The 11551-nt window shown below is 33.7% G+C and carries 13 protein-coding genes; 9 read left to right on the top strand and 4 right to left on the bottom strand.

Going from position 1 to position 11551, the window contains the following annotated elements; genetic code table 11:
- Nucleotides 1-3 precede the first annotated feature (3 nt).
- The 9 genes from FLY87_RS03495 to FLY87_RS03455 all read left to right on the top strand — a co-directional run bounded on the left by FLY87_RS03495 (nucleotide 4) and on the right by FLY87_RS03455 (nucleotide 7421).
- Entirely contained in the window at nucleotides 4-1182 is a 1179-nt protein-coding gene (locus FLY87_RS03495) for a cell wall metabolism sensor histidine kinase WalK (protein ID WP_141266310.1), read from the top strand.
- A gap of 22 nt (nucleotides 1183-1204) precedes the next feature.
- A complete protein-coding gene (locus FLY87_RS03490; protein WP_012546031.1) occupies nucleotides 1205-1708 on the top strand; it encodes a Fur family transcriptional regulator in 504 nt (167 codons plus the stop codon).
- Between the two features lie 42 nt (nucleotides 1709-1750).
- The gene (locus FLY87_RS03485) at nucleotides 1751-2167 is read left to right on the top strand and encodes a bacterioferritin (protein ID WP_012545069.1); all 417 of its coding nucleotides are present in this window, start codon (nucleotides 1751-1753) and stop codon (nucleotides 2165-2167) included.
- A 2-nt stretch (nucleotides 2168-2169) separates the two neighbouring features.
- On the top strand, nucleotides 2170-3384 hold the full coding sequence (locus FLY87_RS03480; RefSeq protein ID WP_012546277.1) for an FprA family A-type flavoprotein: 1215 nt from the start codon (nucleotides 2170-2172) through the stop codon (nucleotides 3382-3384).
- A 14-nt stretch (nucleotides 3385-3398) separates the two neighbouring features.
- A complete protein-coding gene (locus FLY87_RS03475; RefSeq protein ID WP_012545398.1) occupies nucleotides 3399-3893 on the top strand; it encodes a rubrerythrin family protein in 495 nt (164 codons plus the stop codon).
- 43 nt (nucleotides 3894-3936) lie between these two features.
- Nucleotides 3937-4509: a flavodoxin family protein gene (locus FLY87_RS03470; protein WP_028842186.1), complete on the top strand. Its 573-nt coding sequence runs from the start codon at nucleotides 3937-3939 to the stop codon at nucleotides 4507-4509.
- Nucleotides 4502-5389, top strand: coding sequence for a radical SAM/SPASM domain-containing protein (locus FLY87_RS03465; RefSeq protein WP_141266309.1), 888 nt, complete (start codon nucleotides 4502-4504; stop codon nucleotides 5387-5389). Before FLY87_RS03470 ends, FLY87_RS03465 begins: the two co-directional genes overlap by 8 nt.
- Before the next feature lie 62 nt (nucleotides 5390-5451).
- Nucleotides 5452-6180 (top strand): ABC transporter ATP-binding protein, encoded by a 729-nt coding sequence (locus FLY87_RS03460; protein ID WP_164924879.1) that lies wholly within the window; start codon nucleotides 5452-5454, stop codon nucleotides 6178-6180.
- On the top strand, nucleotides 6171-7421 hold the full coding sequence (locus FLY87_RS03455; protein ID WP_012545826.1) for a SufD family Fe-S cluster assembly protein: 1251 nt from the start codon (nucleotides 6171-6173) through the stop codon (nucleotides 7419-7421). The genes FLY87_RS03460 and FLY87_RS03455 overlap by 10 nt, the downstream gene beginning before the upstream one ends.
- Before the next feature lie 61 nt (nucleotides 7422-7482).
- Here the strand turns inward: FLY87_RS03455 and FLY87_RS03450 are convergent, their stop codons facing one another.
- From FLY87_RS03450 to FLY87_RS03435, 4 genes are read right to left on the bottom strand one after another with little or no spacing between them, the layout of a single operon-like run.
- Nucleotides 7483-8940 carry a DegQ family serine endoprotease gene (locus FLY87_RS03450; RefSeq protein WP_141266308.1) on the bottom strand — a complete coding sequence of 486 codons (1458 nt, stop codon included), beginning with the start codon at nucleotides 8938-8940 and terminating at the stop codon, nucleotides 7483-7485.
- Between the two features lie 30 nt (nucleotides 8941-8970).
- Nucleotides 8971-9615 (bottom strand): fructose-6-phosphate aldolase, encoded by a 645-nt coding sequence (gene fsa / locus FLY87_RS03445; protein WP_141266307.1) that lies wholly within the window; start codon nucleotides 9613-9615, stop codon nucleotides 8971-8973.
- Nucleotides 9612-10409 carry a YkgJ family cysteine cluster protein gene (locus FLY87_RS03440; protein WP_141266306.1) on the bottom strand — a complete coding sequence of 266 codons (798 nt, stop codon included), beginning with the start codon at nucleotides 10407-10409 and terminating at the stop codon, nucleotides 9612-9614. Before FLY87_RS03440 ends, fsa begins: the two co-directional genes overlap by 4 nt.
- On the bottom strand, nucleotides 10384-11550 hold the full coding sequence (locus tag FLY87_RS03435) for a (Fe-S)-binding protein (protein ID WP_141266305.1): 1167 nt from the start codon (nucleotides 11548-11550) through the stop codon (nucleotides 10384-10386). The genes FLY87_RS03440 and FLY87_RS03435 overlap by 26 nt, the downstream gene beginning before the upstream one ends.
- Between the last annotated feature and the right edge of the window lies 1 nt (nucleotide 11551).

Here is an 11551-nt window from a genome sequence, read left to right as displayed (position 1 = left end):
TCAATGGAAATATCTATATTTATAATTCTTGTTTTAATTCTTGTAATTTTCATACTTATAGGCAAGATAAAAACTCTTTCCTTAAAAATACAGGATTTAAAAGCCCAGAAGCATTCTTATGATTTTTCAATAGTAAAGTCTCCTCAAAGTTTTGAAACAATTCTAAAATCAATAACAGAGGGACTTCTTATTATTGATCCCAAAGGATATATAATGCTTGCCAATCAAAGCTTTAAAGATATTTTAAAAATAGATGAACCTCCCGAAGGAAGACTGGTAATTGAGGTTATAAGGAACATAGATTTAATCAATCTTATAAGTTCATCTATAAGTAAAAAAGAGGATTTAGCAGAGGAGATTACACTCAAGAAAGCAGGAAAGGATATTTATCTTCTTGCTAAAGCAATGCCTGTAGTTGACTCAGAAGGAACAATTTCTTTTTTGATAATTCTTCTTCATGATATAACCCGTCTTAAACAACTTGAAAATGTAAGAAGAGATTTTGTTGCGAATGTTTCGCACGAACTTAAAACTCCTGTTACTGCTATAAAAGGTTATGCAGAAACTCTTCTTGATGGAGCTATTAATGACAAAGAAAATTCTAAAAAATTTATAGAAATTATTAAGAATCAAGCAGACAGGCTAAATGCGCTTGTAGAAGACCTTTTAACTCTTTCTCGGATAGAGTTTGGCGATATAAAAATTGAAAAAGAAAATATTGTTCTGGATGAGCTTATAAGCTCTGTATTTCAAATACTAAAAGATAAAGCTCAAAAAAAAGGAGTTTTACTTCAAAAAGAGATTCCTCCAGAAACAGCTATCTATGCAGATCAATACAGAATGTCGCAGATAATGATAAATCTTGTAGATAACGCAATAAAGTTTACTGAGAAAGGTTTTGTAAAAGTCAGATTTTTCAAGGAAAACTCAAAAGAAGTTATTTCAGTTGAGGATACAGGAATTGGTATTCCAAAAGAGCATATTCATAGAATAGGAGAAAGATTTTACAGAGTTGATAAAGCTCGTTCAAGACAGCTTGGTGGAACAGGGCTTGGATTGGCTATAGTTAAACACCTTGTTTTAGCTCATGGCTGGCAACTTCAAATTGAGAGTGAAGTTGAGAAGGGAACAAAGGTAAAAATTGTCATTCCTGAAAAAGAGTTTGATTTGACAAATAAATAATTTTTTGTTTAAAATTATTCTAATGAAAATTAAATGGACACCTCAAAGACTTGCAATTTTGAAATATCTTGATGGAAATAAAGAACATCCATCAGCAGAAGATATTTATGCTGCTCTTTCTAAAGACTTTCCTACTATGTCTGTTGCAACAGTTTATAATGTTCTTGAATTTCTTAAGAAAACAGGAAAAATTAAAGAAATACATATTGATCCTGAAAAAAGAAGATTTGATCCAGACATTACTACCCATCATCATGCTATATGTGTAAAGTGTAAGAAAGTTTTTGATATTTTTTCTGATATTAAACTTCCAGAATTAAGCACCTATATACCAGATTTTCAAATTCTTGATGCTCGTTTAAAAATTTATGTTTTATGCCCTCAGTGCAAAAATAAGGAAGATTTAAGGCTTGGTTTTAAAGAATACAAATGCACAAATTGTGGCGCAATAAGAACAGCTAAACATAAACCCCAAAAATGTCCTTCCTGTGGAAGCAGAGGCTCCTTAGAAGAATTTAAACATTAAAAAATAGTAAACGTTTAAATAAACTAAAGCAGGAGGTGCCTCATGATAAGCAATGAGCTTATGAGTAAACTACAGAAAGCTGTAGCAAGAGAACTTCAGGTAAGCATTCAGTATATGTGGCAGCACGTTTTAGCAAAAGGAATTAAAGCAGAGCCAGTTGGTGCTTTATTGAAACAGTTTGCAATCAATGAGATGTTACATGCTGAAAAAATTGCTGAAAGAATATCCTTTTATGGAGGAATTCCCACTACACAGCCAGATCCAATCACTATTGGAAAAAATCTAACAGAAATGCTTAATCTTGATAAAAAAGCTGAGGAAGAAGCTGTTGCTCTTTATAAAGAAATTATAAAGCTTGCTGAGAAAGAGGAAGACTATGTAACAAGAAAGCTTTTTGAGCAGATTCTTGAAGAAGAGGAACTCCATCTTGATAAATTTAGTTCCCTTCTTGAGGAGTAACAATGAAGCCTGTAGAGTTAAAGAATGGAATTTACTGGGTAGGTGCTGTTGACTGGGCAATAAGGGATTTTCATGGTTATGAAACTCCTCGTGGTACAAGCTATAACAACTATCTTATAGTTGATGAAGAGCCAACTCTGCTTGATGCGGTCCATCTTGACTTTGTTCATATATCCATAGAAAACATTACAAGAATACTTGAGCCTCAAAAAATAAAAAATATTATCATAAACCACATTGAAAATGACCATGCCACAGGACTTGAAAAAATTCTTGAATATACTCCACAAGCCAATATTTATATAACAGAGAAAGGCAAAAAAGGACTGAGCAAGTTTATTGATCTTTCTAAATATAAAGTCAATACAGTCAAAACAGGAGACCATATAAAAATCGGTAAAAGAACCCTTCATTTTATTGAAACTCCGATGATGCACTGGCCAGATTCAATGTTTACCTATATCAAAGAAGAAAAAATTCTCATCAGTCAGGATGCTTTTGGACAGCACATTGCCTCTGTTGAGAGATTTGATGATGAATTTATAAATAATCGCTCAATGGATGAGCTTGAGGATTCGGTTATTGACTACTATGCCAATATCTTAATGCTCTATGGAAATGTTATTAAAGCAAAGATTGAAGAGATTAAAAAGTCCGGAGTTGAAATTGAAATGATTGCTCCTGACCATGGAGTTATTTGGCGCTCCCATATAGATAAAGTTATAAGTTTATATTCCGATATGGTGGAAGCAAAAGCAAAACTTGGCGCAGTAATTGTCTATGACACCATGTGGCACAGTACTGAACAGATGGTTTTCCCTATTGCAAAGGGACTTGAGGCTGAAGGTATCCCTGTTAAAATTATTAAACTTCGTAGTACTCCAAAAAGCGTAGCTATAAAAGAAATCTGGAAATACAGAGGAGTGATTGTAGGTTCACCTACTTTGAATAATAATATTTTCCCATCAGTAGCTGATTTTCTTACCTATCTTAAGGGGCTTAGACCAAAAAACAGACTCTTTTCTGCTTTTGGAAGCTATGGATGGTCAGGTGAGGCAGTAAAAGATATATTTGAATATGCAAAGGCAATGAAACTTGAGTTGTTTGAACCAGGCATAAGGGTTTTATACAAACCTTCAGAGGAGGAGCTAAATAAATGCTATGAATTTGGCATAGCCTTTGGCAAGGCTTTAAAGGAGTATCATGCAAAATTTTAAAAGGAGGCGCAATAATGGAAAAAACACTTAAAAATTTAATGGAAGCTTTTGCAGGAGAGTCTCAGGCAAACAGAAAATATCTTGCCTTTGCAAAGAAAGCTGAGGAAGAAGGTTATATAGGAATAGCAAAATTATTCAAAGCAGCTGCTGATGCAGAAACAGTTCACGCAATGAATCACTTTAAAGCAGCTGGTGGGATAAAGAGCACGAAGGAAAATCTTCAAGAAGCTATAAAAGGTGAGACATATGAATTTGAAAGCATGTATCCACCAATGCTTAAAGAAGCTGAAGCAGAAGGTCAGACACAGGCAAAAAGAAGCTTTTACTATGCCAATGAAGTGGAAAAGATACACGCCGAACTTTTTAAAAAAGCTCTTGAAAACATTGATAAAAAACTGGATACTGACTACTATGTCTGTCAGGTATGTGGGCATACAGTTGAAGGAGAACCTCCAGATAAGTGTCCTGTTTGCGGTTCTCCAAAGAAAATGTATAAAAAAATTGAATAAAAACCTTTACTCCCTCCTATTTGGAGGGAGCTTTTCCTAAAAAATGAAAATTCTTGCCATACTCGGCTCACCAAGAAAGGGAAATTCGGAAATTTTGCTTGACGAAGCAATAAAACTCTGTAATGGAAAAAAACATGAACTGACCATTATAAAACCTTGCGAATTAAACATCTCTGGATGCACTGCCTGTGATGGATGCAGGGACACTGGACAATGTATACTCCGTGATGATATGGATAAAGTTTATCCTCTTTTGAGAGAAGCTCAAAGAATTATTATTGCCTCTCCCATATTTTTTTTTGGAGTCCCTGCCCAGCTTAAACTCCTTATTGATAGGTGTCAGAGCCTTTGGTATGAAAAATATATTTTAAAAAAAATCTTTCCGCAGCCTATTAAAAAAAAGGCACTTTTAATGCTTGTGGGAGGCATGAAAAAAGGAGAAATTGGTATAACCTGTGCTGAGGCAACTTTAAAGGCTTTTTTACGGACAATAGATGTTAGAGAGCATAAGACTCTGTCATATTTGGGTTATGATGAACCTGGAGCAATATTAAAGGATTTAGTAGCTTTAGAAAAAGTTAAATATGCTACAAAAGAACTTTTAAAAAATGATTGAATATGTCCAATTTTTCCCGACATTGAGATGTAATAAAAGTTGTGCATTCTGTTTTAGCCAGGGACTTTTCTATCATGATTTTCCTGAAGAAAGAATTGGAAGATTTATAGCTATTTTAAGGGAAAATAAAATAAATAGCCTTGATATTTTAGGTGGTGAACCCTTTCTATATAAATCTCTGAATAAGTTAGTAAAAAAGGCTATAGAAAAAGATATAGAGGTTACAATAAGCACAAACGGAACATTTATAAATGAGCTAAAAAATTTTCTCAAAACTTTTGACAAAGGAAGTGTCAAAGTAGGTGTATCAATCAATGAATCACCAGCGGAGGATTTACTGCAAATCATAAAAGATTGTAAACTTTGGATAAAGAGCGTAATAAGCAAAGAAAGCTTGCCTGATGTGAACCTTTTAGAATTTGCAAAAACATCTGGAATTAAATATTATTTTATCTACATGGATGCTCTGAAAGAAAGGGACTTAAAGAATTCCATGCCATTCTATGAATTCATGAATAAGATAAAGGAATATGAGAATTTATTTCCTCAAATTAAACCTGTATTTTGTAAAGCTTTCATTGTAGGCAACTCAAATTACCGATGTCCTGCAGGCACAGAGAAAATTACCATAATGTCTGATGGTTCTGTTTATCCCTGTTATCTTCTTGCAAGATTTGAAGAATATAAAATTGGAAACATCTTCAAAGATTCTCTTTCAGAGATTTTGTCATCACCCAAACTTGAAATTTTCAAAACTTACGATGGTAATATATGCCATAATAAAATATGTAATTATTATGAAGAATGCAGGGGTGGATGCATTGCCCATAGCATTATTCACTATGGCACGCATAGAAAACCTGACCCAAGGTGTAATTAAAAAAAGGAGGAAAAAAGATGATACAAACCTTAAAAACCGATGGAGGAGTAAAAATGGGAGAGATGTTAAAAGTTAAAAACCTCCATGTATCTGTAGAAGGAAGAAAGGTTCTTGAGGATATTAATTTCTCTATGGATTATGGAGAGATAGCTGTGCTTTTTGGACCAAATGGAGCTGGAAAAACAACTTTTATAATGACTTTGATGGGTTTCCCAAAATATAAAATAGAAAAGGGTAAGATAATCTTTAAAGGTGTTGATGTAACACATATGGATGTATCTGAAAGAGCAAAACTCGGAATGGGCATATCCTTTCAAAGACCACCTGTGGTAAGAGGAGTGAGTCTGAAGAAACTTCTTAATATAGTTGGTAATGGTATAAAAGAAGAAGAAATTCTTCAGTATGCAGAAAAACTTAACCTTATCAGTCACTTAGACAGAGATGTAAATGACGGTTTTTCAGGTGGTGAGGTAAAAAGAGCAGAGTTGCTTCAACTTCTTATGCAAAAGCCTGAACTGGTTTTTATTGATGAACCTGAATCAGGCGTTGACCTTGAAAATATAGTATTAATCGGAGAGATAACAAATCAACTTCTTGGCAGAGGTCAGAGAATAAAGGACCCAAAGAAAAGTGCTATTATAATCACTCATACAGGCTATATACTTGATTATATAAATGCAGACAAAGGCTATATACTCTTAAATGGTAAACTTCAGTGTAGAGGTAATCCAAGAGATATTCTCTCAGAGATAAAGAAAAATGGTTACAGGAGGTGTTTCACATGCCAGTAAGCAAAAAATATATAAAACAAATTCAGGATAGAGCAAAAAAAGCATTAAATAAAACAGCTCTATATGGTGAAGATATTGATTTAAATCAGTTTCAAAAACATATTGAAAGAGGTAAAATTGAAAGCCTTGAACTTTTACCAGAACTTGCCAAAGAAGCAGCTTTAATGGCTGGAGTTGATGTAGAGGAAAAGGAACGCTCTGGAAGTTACGTGCAGATGGATCACTCAGTGGTTTATAAGAGATTAAGTAAGCTTTATGAAGGGAAAGTGGAACTTATGAGCACCAATGAAGCGGTAGAGGTCTATGATTGGCTTGAGGATTACTTCTGGAGGATTGTTCAGCCTGACACTGACAAATACACTGCTCAGGTAGCTCTAAATCCTACACATGGTTATTTTATAAGAATACTACCAGGGCAGAAGCTTGATTATCCTCTTCAGACTTGTTTAATGATTGCTGAAGGATATATAAGTCAGAATGTTCATAATATTGTAATAGTTGAAGAAGGAGCAGAGTTACACATAATCACAGGGTGTACGCTTTCAAAGGCAGATGCAGTAGGAATACATCTGGGCATATCAGAGTTTTATGTTAAAAAAGGTGGAAAGCTTTTCTTTACTATGATTCACAACTGGGCAGAAAACTTTTATGTCCGTCCAAGAACCTCAGTTATGGTTGAAGAAGATGGTGTATATGTAAATAACTATGCACTTCTTAAACCTGTTAAATCTATTCAATCTTTCCCCACTGTTTACCTTAAAGGTGATAGAGCCTCTGCAAGATTTAATACTGTTATTTATGGACTCAAAGATTCATACATAGACCTTGGTTCAAAAATAATTTTTGAGGGAAAGGACACAAAAGGTGAATCCTTAGCAAGAACCATAGCAGACCATAAAAGTGTAATTTATTCAAGGGGTGACTTAATAGCAAAAACACAGAATTACTGTATGGGAAGACTTGACTGTAGAGGAATTATATTTTCTAATGATGCTTCAATTTATGCAATTCCTCAACTTATTTCTCACGGAGCTGATAGAGCAGACCTTTCTCATGAAGCCTCTATTGGACCAATATCAGAAGAACAGGTTGAGTATCTTATGTCAAGGGGCATGACAAAGGATGAGGCAACAAGCCTTATTACAAGTGGATTTTTAAACCTTGACATACCTTTCTTGCCAGAAATCATAGATAAACATATTAAAGAGGTGGTGCAGATAACCTCAAAGGAGTCTCTGTAACTTTTTATGGAGGAAAAGAGTAGCCGAACGTCTTTTCCTCCATAAATCTTTACATATTCAATTATTGTCCGATATTAATCGTAATATATGATACTCTTCCCTGTCTATAAAACCAGACAATAGCCTCTGTTTTAGCTTTTTTGGCTACTCTTGCAAAATCTTTAGTATTATTAATTTTTTCATTGTTGATTTCTATAATTACATCGCCTCTTGTTAATAGTCCCTCAACAGGTGAACCTGGGTCAATGGATGTTATAACAACTCCATTAATTTTTTTAGGAATCTTTAACTGACTTCTTAGATTATTTGTTAAATTCTCAACATAAATACCTGACAGAACTGATTCTGACGCAGAAACCTTTTGTTCTGCTGGAAGTTCACCGATAGTAACAGGTATTGTATAATATTTGCCTGCTCTTATTATCTCAATATTTACTGTTTTTCCTGGAGGAGTGCTTACCACAAGATTTCTAAGATGAGCAGCGTCCTCAACTTCTTTTCCATCAAAGTTTATGATAATATCCTTCATCATAATTTTCGCTTTTTCTGCGGGGCTACCTTCCTGAACATCAGTTACAACCGCACCCTTTATTTCTTTAAGTTTTAATGCTTTTGCCATTTCAGTATCCAGGTCCTGAACTGTTACTCCAAGCCATCCGCGAATTACTTTCTTGTTTTTTATCAGGCTATCCATGACCACTTTTGCCATGTTACTTGGTATGGCAAATCCAATTCCTTGATATCCTCCAGTGGTGCTGAATATTGCAGTATTTATACCAACAAGCTCGCCCCTAACATTAACTAAGGGTCCACCAGAGTTTCCAGGATTAATTGCTGCATCTGTTTGAATAAAGTCTTCATAGTCGGATATTCCTACATTTGCTCTGCCTGTAGCACTTACAATTCCGCTTGTTACTGTAAGACTAAGTCCATAGGGATTTCCAATTGCTATTACTGTTTCACCAACTTTTAGCTTATCAGAGTCTCCCCATTTAATGGGACGTAATCCATTTGCTTTTATTTTTATTACTGCTATATCAGTTTTAGCATCATAACCAATTACTGTTCCATCAAAAACTTTTTTGTCATAAAGTTTTACTTTGATTTCATCGGCACCTTTTATCACATGATAGTTTGTGAGAATATAACCTGAAGAATCAACAATTACTCCTGAGCCAAGTGATGTTTGAGTATACTCTCTTTGTCTGTCAAATAGTTCGCCGAATTCATCATCAAAAAATCTTCTGAAAAAAGGGTCATTGAAAGGAAAAGGAATTCCGGGTCTTTTAATTTTTTTTGTAGTGTAAATATTCACTACAGATGGTCTCACAGCCTGAATAACTTCTGCCATAGCATTACCGATTCTTGATAAAATTTCCTGGGAGTCTTTAGAAATTTGATAATCCTCTGAAAATCCTTTGTTCTGAATATCAAACTTTGAGGCAATCACCAGTCCAATAGTAATACCTATAAGGAGAAAGAGAATAGCTGATAAAAAAACTTTTTTATTCTTTTTCATTTGCTTCTCCCTCCTGTTTGTTTGAATATATTATTTTCTCAATTTTTCCCAGTCTTTAAGAAATCTTTCAATGCCTATGTCTGTCAATGGATGTTTAATAAGCTGTTTTATTACAGAATAAGGAATGGTTGCAATGTCTGCACCGATTCTTGCTGCTTCAAGAACATGCAAAGGATTGCGGATACTTGCAACAATCACCTCTGTATCAAATCCATAGTTTTCAAAAATTATTTGAATATCCCTTACGAGTTCCATTCCAAAGTGGCTTATGTCATCAAGTCTACCAACAAAGGGACTTACATAGGTTGCACCTGCTTTTGCTGCAAGCAATGCCTGAGTTGGTGAAAATACAAGGGTTACATTTGTTTTTATTCCTTCCTGAGAAAGTTTTCTAACTGTTTTGAGTCCATCTTCAGTCATTGGAATTTTAATTACAATGTTTGAATGAATTTTGCTTAACTCAATAGACTCTTTTAACATATCTTCATATTTGAGAGATACTGCTTCAGCACTTACAGGACCATCAACTATCTGGCAGATTTCTTTAAGCAAGCTCACTGGCTCTTTACCTTCTTTTGCAAGCAAAGAAGGATTAGTTGTTACGCCATCAATTACTCCTACTTCCCATGCTTTCTTAATCTCATCAACATTGGCTGTGTCAATGAAAAATTTCATTCCTCTTCCTCCTGCATCACTTTGATTATAAAATTTTCGCCTTCTTTTTCAATTATTAATCCATAAAATGGAGTTATCTCAAATAGTGTCCTTCCAAAAAGCAAGGGTAAAACTTCCTCTGACAGGGATAATTTTTCTTTCATCCAATCTCTTAAAGATGAATCATATAAAATCATTTCTGCAATTTTATCAACGTTTTCTTCTTTCCCTTTTTTTAATTCATCTACAAGATCATTAAATTTGATGAGGGAGCAGTTTTCTTTATGTTTTTTTATTGCTTCCTTTATAAGCTCAATCCCGTCAAACAAATCAGTCCTTGTAAGTCTTCTTTTTTCAAGTCCAGTAATCGTAATATTCTGAGACCAGCATTCATATTGTCTACATACAGTAGGTCTATGCTCATAGATTGTGCATCCTTCTTGTGGGTCATAAAAAAGGCATGTAAAGCTTCCAAAAATTGGTCTTATCTTAATTAGTTCCATAGAAGAGTAATAAGTATCTCCGTCTATAGAAGAACGCATTTTTTCTCCTTCTCTTATTGTGTAGATCTCCTTTTCAGAAATAATTCCTTTTGTAAGAAGTCCAATATCATCTTTAAGAATTACTGGGGTGTCTCTTCTGCAACATTCTCCACATCGTTCGCATGCTGTTTTTGTTGAAAATTTCATTTTTTTAGGTTTTCCATCAGGTGTATAACCCTGAATGGTATGAGTATCTTTTGTTTCTGTTTTATTTGGTTTATAAACTGTTCCATCAGGTAAAACTATTTCAAAATTTGAAGAATTTTCTTCCATTTTTTTCTCCTTCCAATAAAATTTTATGGATTACTTCAGTATAATGGAGTATTTTTTTATCTCTCATTGCAATTTTAAACTGAATTATGCAATTTGGACAGGAACTAACTATCATGTCCGCTTTTTCATATTCTAAAACTTTTTTTTGTAGAATATCCATAGATTGTTTTTCAAATAAAAAAGAAAAAAGTCCTCCAAATCCGCAACATCCAGTTTTTTTCTGAATATCCGAGATGCCAAACTTCTGTAATAATTCCATTATTTTATCTGCATCTTTAGTATAGTTAGATGAGTGGCATGAAACATGAAAAAATATTTTATGTTCAAGAGAATTTTTAATAAACTCATTCAAGTTTCTTTGTGATTTATCAAATAAATCTGAAAGTTTTAAAAGAGGAATTCCTTCTCCTATAATTTCCTTGTAAACATCTTCAATAAAATGAGAGCAGGTAGGACATGGAGCGATTACTCCATCAATATTGAAGGATTTATAGATTTCAATGTTTTTTTGGGCGAGCTTTGCTGTTTCTTTTTTAAATCCTGCTGAAAGAAGAGGAGCTCCGCAACAGTGCTGTTTTGGAACAATAACTTCGTAGTTTAACCAATTTAGAATATAAATTAAAGAATTAGTTATTGATGGCAACAAATAGTTTGTTGAACACCCGGAGAAAATTGCTATTCTTCCTATGGGTTTTAATTTGCTATAAACCTGTAAACCTCCAGTCTGTTTTGGTTTAATATTTAAAGTTGAAAATTTATTTAAAAATGAAAATTTTTCATAATTTAAAAAAAGCTTTGAACGACTGAGATTCTGTAAGATTGAAAAGAATACTCCTGGATAAAATGAAAAATATTTGAATAAATACAGTGATAGGTTTTTCTTCATTTTCGCTCTTGTTTTATATATAAGAGTGCTTACATTTACATCCAGAGGGCATAAGCTTTCGCATGTTCCGCAGAGAAGGCAACTAAAAATCCTTTGTTTTAAAGGTTCTCCAGATATAATTTCCTTTTCTTTTTCAAGAGTTTTAATGAGCATTATTCTTCCTCTTGGAGAAAATGATTCATTAAGAAAAATCTGATAACTTGGACAAAGTTGTTTACATTTTCCACATTTATTGCATTCTGTAAAGAAATCCATT

Source organism: Thermodesulfovibrio sp. Kuro-1 (genome assembly GCF_006538445.1).
GTDB classification, from domain to species: Bacteria; Nitrospirota; Thermodesulfovibrionia; order Thermodesulfovibrionales; family Thermodesulfovibrionaceae; genus Thermodesulfovibrio; species Thermodesulfovibrio yellowstonii.
Note: the sequence above shows the minus strand (reverse complement) of the source record. Positions and strands in the feature narration are given on the sequence as shown.